The 14,945-nt window shown below is 60.4% G+C and carries 20 protein-coding genes; 14 read left to right on the forward strand and 6 right to left on the reverse strand.

Translation table 11 applies throughout. The features are described from left to right. Nucleotides 1–40: 40 nt before the first annotated feature. Entirely contained in the window at nt 41–604 is a 564-nt protein-coding gene (gene folK / locus ACMVPR_RS19855) for a 2-amino-4-hydroxy-6-hydroxymethyldihydropteridine diphosphokinase (RefSeq protein WP_416884270.1), read from the reverse strand. 153 nt (nt 605–757) lie between these two features. On the opposite strand from folK, the gene ACMVPR_RS19860 reads away from it, so the two are divergent. Further along, nucleotides 758–1,330: an NYN domain-containing protein gene (locus ACMVPR_RS19860; protein WP_188480102.1), complete on the forward strand. Its 573-nt coding sequence runs from the start codon at nt 758–760 to the stop codon at nt 1,328–1,330. A 25-nt stretch (nt 1,331–1,355) separates the two neighbouring features. Further along, complete coding sequence (locus ACMVPR_RS19865) at nt 1,356–1,793, forward strand: YqaA family protein (protein ID WP_416884271.1); 438 nt, start codon at nt 1,356–1,358, stop codon at nt 1,791–1,793. Here the strand turns inward: ACMVPR_RS19865 and ACMVPR_RS19870 are convergent. Together ACMVPR_RS19870 and ACMVPR_RS19875 are read right to left on the reverse strand one after the other, a co-directional pair. Beyond that, complete coding sequence (locus ACMVPR_RS19870) at nt 1,774–3,027, reverse strand: MFS transporter (RefSeq protein WP_416884272.1); 1,254 nt, start codon at nt 3,025–3,027, stop codon at nt 1,774–1,776. The genes ACMVPR_RS19865 and ACMVPR_RS19870 overlap by 20 nt on opposite strands. Before the next feature lie 80 nt (nt 3,028–3,107). Next, entirely contained in the window at nt 3,108–3,578 is a 471-nt protein-coding gene (locus tag ACMVPR_RS19875) for a c-type cytochrome (protein ID WP_416884273.1), read from the reverse strand. A gap of 135 nt (nt 3,579–3,713) precedes the next feature. Between ACMVPR_RS19875 and ispH the strand changes: the two genes are divergently transcribed. Beyond that, a complete protein-coding gene (gene ispH / locus ACMVPR_RS19880; RefSeq protein ID WP_416884274.1) occupies nt 3,714–4,664 on the forward strand; it encodes a 4-hydroxy-3-methylbut-2-enyl diphosphate reductase in 951 nt (316 codons plus the stop codon). Nucleotides 4,665–4,738: 74 nt separating this feature from the next. Here ispH and ACMVPR_RS19885 read toward each other — a convergent pair whose 3' ends face one another. Next, complete coding sequence (locus ACMVPR_RS19885; RefSeq protein ID WP_416884275.1) at nt 4,739–7,000, reverse strand: DEAD/DEAH box helicase; 2,262 nt, start codon at nt 6,998–7,000, stop codon at nt 4,739–4,741. A 110-nt stretch (nt 7,001–7,110) separates the two neighbouring features. On the opposite strand from ACMVPR_RS19885, the gene ACMVPR_RS19890 reads away from it, so the two are divergent. From ACMVPR_RS19890 to ACMVPR_RS19910, 5 genes are read left to right on the forward strand one after another with little or no spacing between them, the layout of a single operon-like run. Beyond that, a complete protein-coding gene (locus tag ACMVPR_RS19890; protein ID WP_416884276.1) occupies nt 7,111–7,725 on the forward strand; it encodes a LysE family translocator in 615 nt (204 codons plus the stop codon). Nucleotides 7,726–7,762: 37 nt separating this feature from the next. Next, nucleotides 7,763–8,215, forward strand: a complete 453-nt coding sequence (locus tag ACMVPR_RS19895) for a DUF3429 domain-containing protein (RefSeq protein WP_416884277.1) — start codon at nt 7,763–7,765, stop codon at nt 8,213–8,215. Then, on the forward strand, nt 8,212–8,802 hold the full coding sequence (locus ACMVPR_RS19900) for a class I SAM-dependent DNA methyltransferase (protein WP_416884278.1): 591 nt from the start codon (nt 8,212–8,214) through the stop codon (nt 8,800–8,802). The genes ACMVPR_RS19895 and ACMVPR_RS19900 overlap by 4 nt, the downstream gene beginning before the upstream one ends. Next, nucleotides 8,795–9,256, forward strand: coding sequence for a ribonuclease HI (gene rnhA / locus ACMVPR_RS19905; RefSeq protein ID WP_300587085.1), 462 nt, complete (start codon nt 8,795–8,797; stop codon nt 9,254–9,256). Before ACMVPR_RS19900 ends, rnhA begins: the two co-directional genes overlap by 8 nt. After that, a complete protein-coding gene (locus tag ACMVPR_RS19910; protein WP_416884279.1) occupies nt 9,253–9,876 on the forward strand; it encodes a trimeric intracellular cation channel family protein in 624 nt (207 codons plus the stop codon). Before rnhA ends, ACMVPR_RS19910 begins: the two co-directional genes overlap by 4 nt. A gap of 2 nt (nt 9,877–9,878) precedes the next feature. Here the strand turns inward: ACMVPR_RS19910 and ACMVPR_RS19915 are convergent, their stop codons facing one another. Then, a complete protein-coding gene (locus ACMVPR_RS19915) occupies nt 9,879–11,057 on the reverse strand; it encodes a MalY/PatB family protein (RefSeq protein WP_416884280.1) in 1,179 nt (392 codons plus the stop codon). Between the two features lie 106 nt (nt 11,058–11,163). Here ACMVPR_RS19915 and def (ACMVPR_RS19920) point away from each other — a divergent pair, with 106 nt between their 5' ends. Genes def (ACMVPR_RS19920) through ACMVPR_RS19945 form a run of 6 tightly spaced genes read left to right on the forward strand, consistent with a single transcriptional unit; the run spans nt 11,164 to nt 14,085 of the window. Then, nucleotides 11,164–11,682, forward strand: a complete 519-nt coding sequence (gene def, locus ACMVPR_RS19920; RefSeq protein WP_416884281.1) for a peptide deformylase — start codon at nt 11,164–11,166, stop codon at nt 11,680–11,682. Next, nucleotides 11,679–12,176 carry a peptide deformylase gene (gene def / locus ACMVPR_RS19925; RefSeq protein ID WP_416884282.1) on the forward strand — a complete coding sequence of 166 codons (498 nt, stop codon included), beginning with the start codon at nt 11,679–11,681 and terminating at the stop codon, nt 12,174–12,176. Before def (ACMVPR_RS19920) ends, def (ACMVPR_RS19925) begins: the two co-directional genes overlap by 4 nt. Continuing rightward, complete coding sequence (def, locus tag ACMVPR_RS19930) at nt 12,173–12,670, forward strand: peptide deformylase (RefSeq protein ID WP_416884283.1); 498 nt, start codon at nt 12,173–12,175, stop codon at nt 12,668–12,670. Before def (ACMVPR_RS19925) ends, def (ACMVPR_RS19930) begins: the two co-directional genes overlap by 4 nt. Before the next feature lie 3 nt (nt 12,671–12,673). Then, nucleotides 12,674–13,585 (forward strand): methionyl-tRNA formyltransferase, encoded by a 912-nt coding sequence (gene fmt / locus ACMVPR_RS19935; RefSeq protein WP_416884284.1) that lies wholly within the window; start codon nt 12,674–12,676, stop codon nt 13,583–13,585. Nucleotides 13,586–13,587: 2 nt separating this feature from the next. After that, complete coding sequence (locus ACMVPR_RS19940) at nt 13,588–13,848, forward strand: hypothetical protein (protein WP_300587099.1); 261 nt, start codon at nt 13,588–13,590, stop codon at nt 13,846–13,848. Nucleotides 13,849–13,851: 3 nt separating this feature from the next. After that, nucleotides 13,852–14,085 (forward strand): GlsB/YeaQ/YmgE family stress response membrane protein, encoded by a 234-nt coding sequence (locus tag ACMVPR_RS19945; protein WP_292263757.1) that lies wholly within the window; start codon nt 13,852–13,854, stop codon nt 14,083–14,085. Nucleotide 14,086: 1 nt separating this feature from the next. Here ACMVPR_RS19945 and ACMVPR_RS19950 read toward each other — a convergent pair whose 3' ends face one another. After that, a complete protein-coding gene (locus ACMVPR_RS19950; protein ID WP_416884285.1) occupies nt 14,087–14,944 on the reverse strand; it encodes a universal stress protein in 858 nt (285 codons plus the stop codon). Between the last annotated feature and the right edge of the window lies 1 nt (nt 14,945).

The following is a 14,945-nucleotide window of genomic DNA, read 5'->3' on the forward strand; positions in this document are numbered from 1 at the left end:
TTGTTAGATATCTCTCTGGCTGGATGAATACAAGTCGATATCAGGATTCAAGCACAACAATCTCGGCCAGAGCCTCTGGCGCGAGCGCGTTGCACATCTCGGTCACGGTCAAATGCAGGACCGGATGACGCCAGTCTGCCGCAATATCCCTGAGTGGCACAAGAACAAATGCGCGATCCTGCAATCGGGGGTGCGGGAGGATCAAGTCCGAAGGCGCCGCCTGCCGCTGCGTATCCTGCGGCAAGGTCCGCCAGTGTTCGTATGTCGCCAAATCCGGCAGGACCGAGTCGCCGCAGGCAACAAGATCGAGGTCCAATGTGCGCATTCCCCAACGCTCCAGGCGTTCCCGGCCGTGTTTTGCCTCGATCTCATGAAGGTGGGCCAGCATATCTTTGGACGTCAGGTCAGACTTTAGATGAACTGCGGCATTGACGTAATCCGGACCTGCTCCAGGCGGGAAACAAGGGGTGCTATAGAAGGCACTGATTGCCGCAATCGTCATATTTTGTTGGCGGAAATCGTTGATCGCAGCGTTCAGAGTATCCTTCGGCAAAGAGCCGCCAGACGGCAAATTCGCGCCCATGGCGATATAAAAGTTGTTCATAAATTTGTCATATGTGCGAGAGTGCTCAGAAATCTCACCTTGCGATACTATGTCAAACCATTAAATCACCGAACGCGACTTGGCCATTGGGCTTCGGATCCACCACTCCCGTTTGCCGGTTTAGTCGTGTCGATATTTTGAAAGGCTCAATTCATGTTCTACAAAGACGAGCGTTTGGCGTTGTTCATTGATGGATCAAATCTCTACGCGGCTGCAAAGTCGCTCGGGTTCGACATCGACTACAAGCTGTTGCGCCAGGAATTTGTACGCCGTGGAAAACTTCTGCGTGCATTCTACTACACAGCGCTTCTTGAAAATGACGAGTATTCGCCGATCCGACCCCTTGTCGATTGGTTGCATTACAACGGTTTCAACATGCGCACGAAACCGGCCAAGGAATACACAGACAGCCAAGGCCGGCGTAAGGTTAAAGGCAACATGGACATCGAACTTACCGTCGATGCCATGGAACTGGCCGATCACGTCGATCACGTTGTCCTTTTCTCGGGCGATGGTGATTTCCGTCCGCTGATCGAAAGCCTGCAGCGCAAAGGCGTGCGCGTGTCGGTCGTTTCGACCATCCGCAGCCAACCGCCGATGATCGCGGACGAACTGCGCCGTCAGGCGGACAACTTCATCGAACTCGACGAACTGCGTGATGTGATCGGGCGCCCACCGCGCGATCCTATGCCAGAGCGTCAACCGGTTGCGGCCGAGCAAGACTAAGCGTTGATCCTGTCCCGAACGCCCCATGTGGAGTGATCTGCTCTCACTCGGCAGTCTATTCATTGTGGCGTTCGGGGCGGCGACGATCCTCCCGTTCCAATCCGAGATTGTGTTCGTCGCGCTGCAATTGCGGGGCGACATTCCGATTGAATGGATCATCCTCTTCGCCAGCGTCGGAAATATCCTCGGCTCCGGGCTCAATTACGCTTTGGGCCGGGTTCTGGAACGCTATCGCGATCGGCGATGGTTCCCGGTTTCCGAAGCACAGCTTGACCGGGCACGGGACTGGTATCTCAAATGGGGTGTCTGGACCCTTTTGTTCAGTTGGGCCCCACTTGGTGACGCCTTGACCATCGTGGCTGGGGTCATGCGGACGAATGTCTGGCTGTTTTTTCTCTTGGTCAGCATCGCCAAGACGGTGCGCTATATCGTTGTGGCCATGGTTACGGCTGCGGCATTCTGATTTCTGCTTGGGTTTGCCCCAACGGCAGGTCGCGCGCAGCGCGTGTTATGCCAACGAACATCAGCAGCGTTGTCATGCAGAAATAGGCTGCCACACCCACGAACTGCGTTTCGATGCCGACACCCCTGTCGATCAGCAGTCCTGACACGCCCGGACCGAGAGCCGATCCCAGCACCATGACTGCCGTTGCCATCGACTTGATCGCGCCAATATGTGCGGTGCCATAGAACTCCGCCCAGAACGCGTTGGGCAACGTCGAATTCGCGCCGGATGTGATGCCAAGAAAGACAAACCCCAATGCAAGGGTCGCGGGACTTTCGCTGACGGCAAACAACAGGAAGGCTACCACCATCGGCACCTGATAAAACGGCGTCAGCCGCGCGGTTCCCAGCTTGTCCAACGCCCAGCCGGACACCACCATCGAGGTGATGCCGATGGCGGTATAGAGCGGGAAGAAGCTGACGAAAACCAGATGTTCCAGTCCCTTGACCTCGGCAAGATGGACCTGATGGAAAAAGAAGGCGGTGTTGAACGCGGACGGGCCAAGAACAGCGGGCACCATGCACCAGAACAGAGGATGCTTCAGCACTTCCATGCGCCGCCAATGGCGGCCGGACATGCCCAGTGACACATCGGTTTCCGCATGAGAGGCAGGCGTGCGTTCCTGCGCCAGAAGCCGGGCCAGAATGGGAACCGCGCAAATGCAGATCAACGCGCCAATGATCCAAAGGGTCTGCCACGCCATCACCGTCATCGCAGCGACCACCGTCAACGGCACAAGGGACTCGCCAACAGCAAACCCCAACGTCGCAATCGACAGGGCGCGTCCGCGCGTGGCAACAAACCAGCGGGCCATGGCAACCACGGCAATGTGGGAACACATGCCCTGTCCGAAGAACCGCAGCGCGAAGATGATCACGGGCAACGCCCAGACCCAAGGGTTGAAGGCCATGGCAAGACAGGACAGAGCCAGCCCGACCAGAACCAGCGGCCCCAAAAGCCGCACACGGAAAACATCGGTCAGGCTTCCGGCCCAGACCATCAGCGCGGCAGAGGCCATGGTGCCCACCATGTAGATACCGCCCCAAGCGCCGTGGGTCAGATCAAAGGCCAGCCGGATCTCTCCGGCAAAGAGCGAAATGAAATAGGTTTGCCCAAAAGACGACAGGAAGGTGAGCATCGCACCTGCGGTCAGAAAGGGCGCATTCGCGCGAAGATACTCAGTCAGGCGCATGTCACCGCCATGACTCCAAGATCGCGCCGTTGCAAGCGGCAAAAAAGCCGCCTGCTATTTAGGGCCCAAAGCTTTGGGTTTTACGGCAGGACGCGGGCGTTGATCTCGTTGTGGATGCCCTGAATTTCAGCGGGCCATGTGCTCTTGATGTAGCCCAGCACGCTGGCGATCTCGTCGTCGGTAAGCACATCGCCAAAGCCGATCATGTTCGACTTGTAGGTGCCGCCGACGATGGCTTCTGTGCCTTCGCGAACGATCCGCATCAACAGCGCGTTGTCATGGTGCCAGGTGTGACCGGTTGCGTCATGCGGCGGTGCGGGCAAATACCCGTCCGCATCGCGATCCTGCCAGTTGGGTTGCTGTCCTTCGAGGTTGGCGCCATGGCAGCTTGCGCAATACTCGGCATAAAGCGCTTTGCCCTCGGCCACCCGAACAGTGTCGTCATATGGCAGGGTCGGACGCGCCTCGTCCGCCGTCCATGCTGGCGCGATCCAGACGGCTCCTGCCAGAAAGAACGCAGTTATCATGCTTGCAATGGCGGTCTTTTCCATGCGGACTCCCGGTGTTGATGCATGGCAATCGCAGGCTTCCTGCGCAGGAAGGTCAATTCACACATCGGTGAAAAGCGCATTCCACTGGAAACGTGGCCGTTGAGGCTTTAGGTCTTGGGCAAGACGGAGACCGACATGACCAAACCGCCCCTGACCCTTTACCTTGCTGCCCCGCGCGGGTTCTGCGCCGGTGTGGACCGCGCCATCAAGATTGTCGAGATGGCGCTCGAGAAATGGGGCGCGCCGGTCTATGTGCGCCACGAGATCGTGCACAACAAATACGTTGTGGACGGGTTGCGCGCCAAGGGCGCGGTGTTTGTCGAGGAGTTGCAGGACTGTCCAGATGACCGCCCGGTGATCTTTTCGGCGCATGGCGTGCCCAAGGCCGTACCTGCGGAGGCGGCCAAGCGCGAGATGATCTATGTCGATGCGACCTGCCCGTTGGTGAGCAAGGTGCATATCGAGGCGGCTCGACACCACGACAACGGGCTGCAAATGATCATGATCGGCCACGAAGGCCACCCCGAAACCATTGGAACGATGGGGCAATTGCCGGAAGGCGAGGTCCTGCTGGTCGAAACGGTTGAAGATGTGGCCACGGTTGAGGTGCGCGATCCCGAACGTCTGGCCTTTGTCACACAGACGACGCTCAGCGTGGATGACACGATCGACATCGTGGCAGCACTGCAGGCGCGATTCCCCAAGATCGTCGGCCCGCACAAGGAAGACATCTGCTATGCCACCACCAACCGTCAGGAAGCGGTCAAGGCGATGGCTCCGAAATGCGACGCCATGCTGGTGGTCGGTGCGCCAAACTCTTCGAACTCGAAACGTCTGGTCGAGGTGGGCAGCAAGGCCGGCTGCGCCTATTCGCAACTTGTCCAACGTGCGCCCGACATCGACTGGCGGTCACTCGACGGGATTTCGAGCGTCGGTATTACCGCTGGTGCCAGCGCGCCGGAAGAGTTGATCACCGAGGTGATCGACGCATTCCGGGATCGGTACGATGTGACAGTGGAGATGGTTGAAACAGCCGTCGAAAACGTGGAGTTCAAGGTGCCCCGCGTGTTGCGGGTGCCTGCTTGAAGATGCGCGCACGCACACTCCCTACAGGACGCACCACGGCGTAGGGTGCGTGTTCACACGCACCATGGATACCGTTATTTTTTACCGCCCGGTTTGCCGCTGAATTTTCCGGACGGTTTCCCACCAAATTTTCCCGCCGGCTTCCCACCGAATTTACCCGCAGGTTTCCCACCCGGTTTCGCAGCTCCCGCACGTGGTTTGCGCATGCTTTGCGAGGGGTCGCTTGCATTGGCGCGGGCGGCGGCACGGGCGATGTTCTTTTTGCTGTCGGGGCGGCCTTCGGGCGGGGGCGGACCTTTGGGCTTGCCTTTTCCCTTGTAGGGCTGGGCCTGAAATTCGCTTTCCGAGCGACGCGGCGGACGCTCACCACCGGGTTTGTCGCCATAGGGTTTGCGCTCGCGTGCCGGGCCGTCGGATTTGCCTTGGTACGGTTTGCGTTCGCGTGCCGGGCCATCAGCCTTGCCATAAGGCTTGCCAGTCGGTTTGCCCGCCGGTTTGCGATCCGCGGGTTTCGGTTTGCGGACGCGCGGTGTCGGCGCATCGTTCCAGTCGATGGGGGCTGCGGACTTTGGGGCCGGTTTCGGTGCAACCTCTTGAACAGGCTCTGCTACCGGTTCAGCGCGTTCCGCGCGGGGCTCCGGCTTGGGCCGGTCGTCGTAGGACTTGCGCTCGGGCTTGTCGTCGTAGGATTTCCGCTCTGGCTTGTCGCCATAAGGCTTCCGCTCGGGCTTCGGGCCACGATTTGCGGCTGGCCGCGCCCCACGATCGAAATCGGGCGCTTTGTCGAGCTTGGTCAGGGTCACGCCCTTTTCCAGTTCCATGGAGGGTCCGACCGCGTTCAGGAACCGCGCGACCGAGGATTCCTTGATCTGCACCAGCGAATGATCCTGCTGGATGCGGATTGCGCCGATATCGTCCTTGCTCAGATCGCCCGCACCGCAGACCATTGGCAGGATACGACGCGGTTCGGCGTCGGCCGCACGACCACCGGACACGGCGAACCAGACACTCGGGCCGAACTCTTCACGCTTTTCCGGTTTGGCACTTGGATCGGACAGTTCCTCGGGCGCCGTGTGCTGTTCGCGGAACATGCGCAGATAGGCGACCGCGATCTGCTCGGGCGTCTTTTCCGCGACAAGGCGGTTGACCACGGCTTCTTCGGATTCGCCCACGGGCGTTTCCCATGCAGGGTCAGCAAACATGCGATCCTCGTCGCGCGCCAGCACTTCATCCGCCGAAGGTGCAGACCCCCAGTCGGACTTCAACTTGGCCATGCCCAGAATGCGCTCGGCCTTCTTGCGCACTTTTGGTGTCACGATCAGTGCCGACACACCTTTGCGCCCGGCGCGACCGGTCCGGCCAGACCGGTGCAGCAGCGTTTCGTGGTTCGACGGCAATTCGGCATGGACCACCAGATCGAGGTTCGGCAGGTCGATCCCGCGCGCAGCCACGTCGGTTGCCACACAAACCTGCGCCCGCCCGTCGCGCATCGCTTGCAGCGCATGGGTGCGTTCGGTCTGGGACAGTTCGCCGGACAGCGCCACAACCTGGAACCCCCGGTTCGACAGGCGCGTGGTCAGACGGTTCACCATTGCACGGGTGTTGGCGAACACGATGGCGTTGGGCGCTTCGTAATAGCGCAGCGTATTGATCACCGCATTGTCGGTGTCGCGGTCATTCACCAGCATGGCGCGGTAGGCAATATCGGCGTGCTGGCTTGTCTCGGATTTCGTGACCACGCGAATTGCATCGCGCTGATAGCTTTTTGCAAGCTTGGCGATCTGCGGCGGCACCGTGGCCGAGAACAGCAGCGTCTGGCGGTCTTCGGGGGCCTCGCCAAGGATGAATTCGAGGTCTTCGCGGAACCCGAGGTCGAGCATCTCGTCGGCTTCGTCGAGGATCACGGCGCGACATTGCGACAGGTCGATGGAACTGCGCATGATATGGTCGCGCAGACGGCCCGGTGTGGCGACGACGATATGCGCCCCGCGCTCCAATGCCCGGCGTTCGTCGCGCATGTCCATGCCGCCCACCGTCGACGCCATGACCACACCGGCCTGCGCATAGAGCCAGGCCAGTTCACGCTTCACCTGCAATGCCAGCTCGCGCGTCGGCGCGATGACCAATGCCAGCGGCGCGCCTGCTGGTCCGAATATCTCGTCCTCGAGAATTGTCGGCGCGATGGCAAGGCCGAAGCCCAATGTCTTGCCCGATCCTGTCTGGGCAGACACCAACAGGTCTGCACCGACATAGCCGGGATTGAGAACCGCCTCCTGAACCGGGGTCAGTGTGTCATATCCACGGGCATCAAGGGCATCTTGCAGGGCTTTTTTCACGAGCATCGTCTTTTTTGTAAGGTCGGCCCAACAGCGGGCCAAAGCGCGCGTCTAGATCATTGTTGGTCAAATGTATAGCGTCATCACAGCACACCAAGTGAGGACCCGCTATGCTTTCCCTGCAATTCCTTCTCACGGCCTTTGTCGTCGTCATCGCACCCGGAACCGGCGTCATCTACACGCTGGCCATCGGCTTGGGGCAGGGGCGCTGGCCGTCCATCTGGGCGGCGCTGGGATGCACCATCGGGATCGTGCCGCACCTTCTGGCGGCAACACTTGGATTGGCAGCAGTGCTGCATACTTCGGCTGTTCTGTTCAACGTGGTAAAATTCGCGGGTGTCGCCTACCTGCTCTGGCTGGCCTACCAGTCCTTGCGGTCCGGTGGCGCGCTGGCCGTTTCGGCAGATCGGAGCGCCGAAAGCGGGGTGCGCATCGCGCGGCGGGGGGCGTTGATCAACATTCTGAACCCGAAACTGTCGATCTTCTTCCTTGCGCTACTGCCCCCGTTCCTGTCGGGCAATCCGGCAACTGCGACTGCGGAAATGGCGGTCATGGGCGGGATTTTCATGTTGATGACCTTTGCTGTCTTTGTTCTCTACGGGGTGTTCGCCGCCGCCGCGCGCACATGGCTCTTGGGCAGCGAACGTGTGATGCGGTGGCTCAATCGGTCCTTTGCGGCCCTCTTTGCTGCCTTGGCCGGGCGGTTGGCGCTGGAACGCGTCTGAGCTAAGTCGCGCCCGAGACACTGAAGATGGACCTGCCATGACCCAGATACCCCGTTCCGCGCTATTTCTTGGCCTTGCCGGAGTGATCCCTTTCGCTTGGGGCGCATTGACACTGTTGTCAGATGGTACAGCGCAGTGGGGTTTGGACGTGTTGGGACCAAGGTTCATCGGCCCCTACGTCCAACTCAGCTACGGCATGGTGATCCTCAGCTTCATGTCCGGCGTGCTGTGGGGTTTTGCCACCAAGGCCGAGGGCGGTCAGGCCGCCACGGGATATGCACTGTCGGTGATCCCGGCGCTCTGGGCGTTCTTCATGACGGGTGGCGGGCCGGTTTCGGCGGGAACCAATCTGATCTTCGGGTTTTTGGGGCTGCTCGTCCTCGATTTCAGTTTCTGGAAATGGGGCCTTGCGCCGGTCTGGTGGATGCACCTCCGTGTCCTCCTGACCGGGCTGGTCGTCCTGTTTCTTTCGGTGGGGGTATTCCTATGAGCGACCGTGAAACCATTGCCGTCTACGATGCCCGCGCGGGCGACTATGCCAAGCTTGAACCGTCGGACACACCCAGCGACACACTTGCCACGTTCATATCGGCCTTGCCCGAAGGCGCGCGTGTCCTTGACCTTGGCTGTGGTCCCGGCACCTCGGCGCGTCACATGGTGCGTGCGGGTTGCGTCGTTGATGCTCTTGATGCCTCTGCCGAGATGATCGGGCTGGCGTCGGCCATCGAAGGTGTCACCGCCCGACAGGCCAGTTTCGACGATGTCAGCGGCACTGCGATATATGATGGGGTCTGGGCCAATTTCAGTCTGCTCCATGCACCGCGCGCCGACATGCCCAAGCACCTTGCGGCGATCCACACCGCCTTGAAACCCGGTGGCATCTTTCACATCGCGGTTAAGGAAGGCACCGGCGAAGGCCGCGATGCGCTTGGCCGACACTACACCTATTACACCGAAGCCGACCTGACCACGCTTCTGGAAAGCGCCGGGTTTTCGGTGGGGCCCTATCGACGCGGCCGTGACAAGGGGCTAAGCGGCACCGACGACAATTGGATCTCTGTAACCGCCCATGCCTGACCTCTACGCCTATACCGACGGAGCCTGTTCCGGAAACCCCGGACCGGGCGGCTGGGGTGTTCTGCTTCTGGCCAAGGACGGTGAGACCGTGATCAAGGAACGCACCCTGTCGGGGGGTGAGGCCAACACCACCAACAACCGGATGGAACTGCTGGCGGCCATTCATGCGCTGGAAACCTTGGCGCGTCCGTCCTCGCTGACCATTGTGACCGACAGCGCCTATGTGAAGAACGGTGTGACAGGTTGGATCCATGGCTGGAAGCGCAATGGCTGGAAGACCGCGAACAAGAAACCAGTCAAGAATGTCGAACTCTGGCAGCGTCTGGACGAGGCGCAACAGCGTCACAACGTGACCTGGGAATGGGTCAAGGGCCATGCCGGTCACCCAGAAAACGAACGCGCGGATGAGCTGGCGCGCGAAGGCATGAAGCCGTTCAAAAAAGGCGCGGCGTGACCCTGATCGCGTGGATCGACCATGCTGCGGTTCTGGTCTTTGCTCTGACCGGGGCTCTGGTTGCCAGCCGGGCACAATTGGACATCATCGGCTTTGCCTTTCTCGCGATCCTGACCGGCGTCGGGGGTGGGACGGTCCGCGATGTGCTTTTGGACCGGAACCCGGTCTTCTGGATGGCGGACCCCACCTATCTTGGCGTGGCGGTGATCGCCGCCTTCGTGGTGTTCTTCACCGCGCATCTGTTCGAAAGCCGGTACAAGGCGATCCTGTGGCTCGATGCGGCCGCATTGGCTTTCGCAGTGGCGGCGGGGGCCAATATCGCTGCCAGCTTGGGGCAAAGCGCGGCGATTGTTGTCGTGATGGGCACAGTTACAGGCTGTCTCGGAGGGCTCATGCGCGATGTGGTGGCGAACGAAGTGCCGCTCGTCCTCAAGCAAGGCGAACTTTACGTCACCTGCGCCGTCGCAGGCGCGGCGGTGGTCGCGCTGTCACCCTTTGTTGGGCTCAGCCAGACACCAACTGTGCTGGCTGCGGCTGCAATCACCTTCGGTTTGCGGGCAGGCTCCATCGCTTTGGGCTGGAGACTGCCGGTCTACAAATCCCGCCCGCCGCGCAACTGACATTATTGCAGGTCGCTGAACGCCTCTTGCAGGCGTTTGGCCGCCTCTTCGACGCGGTAGGTTTGCGTGGCAAGGTTGAAGCGCAGGAAGGTCTCGCCACCGGGGCCAAACTCCGGGCCGGGGCTGGGCGCGATGCGGGCATCCTTGCGGACCCGTCGGCTGATTTCTTCGAACGACATGCCCGTACCCGAGAAATCCACCCATGCGAGATAGGTCGAGGCCAAAGGCAACGACCGAACACCGGGGATCGCATTGACCGCGTCATCAAAGATGCGACGGTTTTCGATGAGATGTTCGATCTGCGCATCGACCCATTCTGCGCCTTCGGGCGTGTAGGCCGCCGTGACCATCTCCAGCCCCATGCGGTTTGGCGAATAGTCCAGTGATCGAAGCCGCTGCGCCATCGCTTCGCGCAGGGTGGCGTCAGGTATGATGATGTTCCCGGTCTTGAGGCCTGCAATGTTGAAGGTCTTGGAAGAGGCGGTCAGGATCACCGAACGGTCCCGCGAATCCTTCGCTGCAACATCGTAGGGCACGAAACTGTGCCCCGGATAGATGAAGTCGTGGTGAATCTCGTCTGCCACGACGATGAGATCGTTCTTCTCGGCGAATTCGGCCACTTGGCGCAGTTCCTCGGCGCTCCAGATGCGCCCGGACGGGTTCTGCGGGGAACAGAAGATCAAAAGCTTCTCAGACCCATCCAACCGTGACTGCGCGTCTTCCAGATCAAGGTTATAACTGTCCCCCTCGCGCTTCAGAGGGCATTGCACCGGGACACGCCCGGCTTTGCGGATCTTGAACTCGAACTCGTGATACACCGGGTTGAAGGTGACAACCCGATCCCCCGGTTCAGTCCAGACGTCGATGCAAAGCGCAATCGCGTTGCCCAGGCCCTGACATGTCAGAATCCAGTCGGTGTCGATATCCCAGCCATGGCGCGTTTTCATCCACCACTGGATCGCCGCGAGGTATTCGGTGTTGTCGGTCCAATACCCGAACACACCATGATCCACCGCCGCCTGCATCGCCCGCAGCACGCAGGGCGCGGTTGGATAGTCGCTGTCTGCGGTCCACATCGCGATCCCGTCTGCGCTTGGAACGTCGAACTTGCTTTCCAGAACGTCCCATTTGGAGCTGTGCCGGCCACGGCGGTCATTGGGTCTGTTGAAAAGGTCGCGCATGTCTCACTCCAAGGTGCTCGGATTTTTTGGCGACGCTACCCCAGTGAACGGCAGGTGCAAGAGCCGGTCTATTGCCCTCGGGACATTCATTTACTAGATCACTGCCATGAAATTGCCTATCCTCATCCACCCGGACCCGCGTCTGAAAAAGGTCTGTGACCCTGTGCCCGATTTGTCGGACGATTTGCGCACGCTGGCCAAGGACATGCTGGAAACCATGTATGACGCGCCGGGCATTGGTTTGGCCGCGCCGCAGGTGGGCGTGCTGTCGCGCCTGATCGTGCTCGATTGCATCAAGGACGAGGAGTCGACGCCGCGTCCTCTCATCATGTTCAACCCCGAGATTCTTGCGTCTTCGGATGATCTGAACGTCTATGAGGAAGGCTGTCTGTCGATTCCGGACCAATTCGCCGACGTGACCCGCCCCGAAGCGGTCAAGGTGGCTTGGATCGACGAAAAGGGAAACCCGAGGGAAGAAGAGTTCGACGGGCTGTGGGCGACGTGTGTCCAGCACGAGATCGACCATTTGAACGGCAAGCTGTTCATCGACTACCTGAAGCCGCTCAGACGCCAGATGATCACGCGCAAGATGGTCAAGCTCAAGCGAGAGCAGGCGCGCGCATGACTGTGCGGCCCATTGTCAAATGGCCTGATCCCCGACTGTCCGAGGTCTGCGCGCCGGTTGAAAATCTGACCGGGCTGGCCGATCTTGTCCGGGATATGTTCGAGACGATGTACGACGCACCGGGGCGGGGGCTTGCGGCGCCGCAGATCGGTGTGATGCAACGTGTGTTCGTGATGGACCCGACGTGGAAAGACGGTGACCGCAGCCCCTTCGTGTGCATCAACCCGGAAATCCATGCGGCTGGCGATGACACCGCCCAAGCGACAGAGGCCTGTCTATCTATTCCGGGTGTCTCGGCTGACGTAACGCGCCCAACAGATATCACGCTCGGTTACACCGATCTGGCTGGTGTCCGGCATGAAGCGCGGCTCACGGGATTTGCTGCGGCCTGTGCGCAGCATGAACTGGATCATCTGAATGGCGTCGTGATCTTTGACCGCCTTGCACCCCAGATGCGGGCGCAGGTCGAAGCCAGATATGCGGCGCTTGCATGACCACGCGTGTTTGCCTGCCGTGGCCGCACAAGTACCTGCGCACACCCGCTGAGCCGGTGGAAGAGATCACCGACGAGATTCGCGCGATCTGGGAGGACATGATCGACACGATGGAGGCCATGCCCGGTGTCGGACTCGCAGCGAACCAGATCGGTATCCTGAAACGGCTGGCCGTTGTTGATGCCTCCGATGACCGGGGGCGGGTGGTAAGGATGGCGAATCCGGAAATCCTGCACGCCTCGGTCCAGCTTCGGTCGCATGAAGAAGCGAGCCCGAACCTGCCCGGCGTCTTTGCCAAGATCGAACGCCCGCGTGCCGTAACCGTAAGGTTCATGGGGGCAGACGGTACGGTTCACGAGCAGGATTTCGTTGGCCTCTGGGCCACGTCGGTCCAGCACCAGATCGACCACCTGAACGGCACGATGTATTTCGATCATCTGAGCAAGACCAAGCGCGACATCCTTTTGCGGCGGGCCAAAAAGCTGAAGGGCTAGGATATGCGGATCATCTTCATGGGGACGCCCGACTTCTCGGTTCCGGTGCTCGACGCATTGGTCGAGGCCGGGCACGAGATCGCCGCTGTCTATTGCCAGCCGCCACGTCCTGCGGGTCGGGGCAAAAAGGACCGCCCTACACCTGTGCACGCGCGTGCCGAGGAGCTTGGGTTAGAGGTTCGGCATCCGACGACGCTCCGAAACGTCGAGGCACAGCAGGACTTTGCGGCGTTGAACGCAGACATCGCTGTTGTGGTGGCCTACGGTCTGATCCTGCCGCAAGCGGTTCTGGACGCGCCTAAACATGGCTGTTTGAACATCCACGCCTCGCTTCTGCCGCGCTGGCGGGGGGCCGCGCCGATCCATCGTGCGATCATGGCCGGAGATTCGGAGACAGGGATCTGCATCATGCAGATGGAGGCGGGGCTTGATACGGGGCCAGTGCTGTTGCGCGAATCGACCTCGATTGGCGCGACCGAGACCACGGGCGAATTGCATGACCGTCTGAGCAAGATGGGCGCTGACCTGATTGTACAGGCAGTGCAGCAGATCGACGCTCTAACACCTGAGGTCCAGCTGGAGACCGGCGTGACCTACGCCCAAAAGATCGACAAGGCCGAAGCGCAGATTGACTGGACCCGTCCCGCCGTTGAGGTCGACCGCCAGATCCGGGGCCTGTCTCCATTTCCGGGGGCCTGGACGATGATCGGATCAGAGCGCGTGAAATGTCTTGGCAGCCGGTTGGCCGATGCAAGCGGCCCTGCCGGAGCCGCGCTTGACGATGCCTTGACCATTGCGTGTGGAACAGGAGCGGTTACCATCACCCGTGCACAACGCGCAGGCAAAGGCATGCAGGACAGCGATACGTTCCTGCGGGGTATGGCGGTTCCCAAAGGAACCCGTTTGGGAGAGTAGGGATGTTCATGATCTTGATGGGCACTGTCGTGATCGCAGGGATCGTGGGATACATCTCTGAGAAGACCGGGTTTACCAACAACGGCATCATCCAGAGCATCATCATCTGCGTCGGTGGCGCATTCCTTGCCTATTTCGTGCGGATCATGTTCGGATTCGGCTTCGGTTCGCCCGGTTTGAATGCGATCGTCTCGTCACTCGGCGCGTTGATCATCGTGCCGACCCATTGGCGCAGCACCGTGCGTGACCGGCGTCGGAGGTAAGCGATGCACATCCTTTTTCTCTTGATCATCGGGGCAGCGGCCGGATTTCTGGCCACACGGGTCATGCGAGTTGAGATGAGCACGCTTGCCACGGTGATGGTAGGCGTGGCAGGGGCGCTGATCGGTGGAATGGTGATCCGGTTCCTGCTGGCCGCCACTGGTGCGGTTGCGGGGTTTGTCGGTGCAATCCTTGGCGCGATGATCGTGATCTGGATCGTGCAGAAACTGCGATCCTGATCTAGCGCATGATCAGAACAGGCACCTTGCACGAACGGATCATCTCGGTCGTCGTGGACCCGATGATGAAACTGCGCACCCGGCTGTGACCATAAGCGCCCATCACCAGCAGGTCTTGCGCCCCGGTCGAGGTAATCTGCGCCAGCACTTTTTCCGGCTCTCCACTTTGGACAAGTGTCTTGGCGTCGAACCCACCTGCCTTGAGGGTGGCGGCGGCATCTGACAGCGATTTCTGGATGGCAGGCGTTTCCTTGCCCGCAAAAACCAATGTGACGGAAAGCCCCGCAAACATCTGGCTGCGCGCAATATAATCGACCGCCTTGAGCGATGACGGGCCACCGTCAAAGGCAACCAGCACGGATGTGATCGGCTTGAACGCGCGGTTGGCAATGAAGACAGGTTTGTGGCTTGCCCGGACGATGCGTTCGAGGTTGGAGCCCAGATGCTCCATCGCCAGTCCGGCAGCTTCGCCGCGTTTGCCGATGACGATCATGTCGCCGGTTTCTTCTTTGGCGGTCACGGTTTCAACCAGATCGCCCTGACGCAGACGGGTCTCAACGGTGATGTCCGAGCCTTGGGTGATGATCGCCTTGGCGTCTTCAAGAATGGCGCGCCCATGTTCATGCGCCAGCTTGGCGCGGGCGGCGTCAAGGTCGGTCAGTTGCTCCAAAAGCGCAGACCGGGCACCAAGACGGATCGCGCCGGAAAGGTCCTGCTTTTCAACGGCGTCGCGGCGGCCCATGACATGATAGAGCTTGACCTTCCAGTCGTTGCGCCCGGCGATCCATGCTGCGTGATGGCAGACGCTTTCGGCATAAGCGGAGGCGTCCACTAGGGCGATGAGGGTGTTTGTGGTCATG

This window comes from Marivita sp., assembly GCF_048006345.1.
Taxonomy (GTDB): domain Bacteria; phylum Pseudomonadota; class Alphaproteobacteria; order Rhodobacterales; family Rhodobacteraceae; genus Marivita.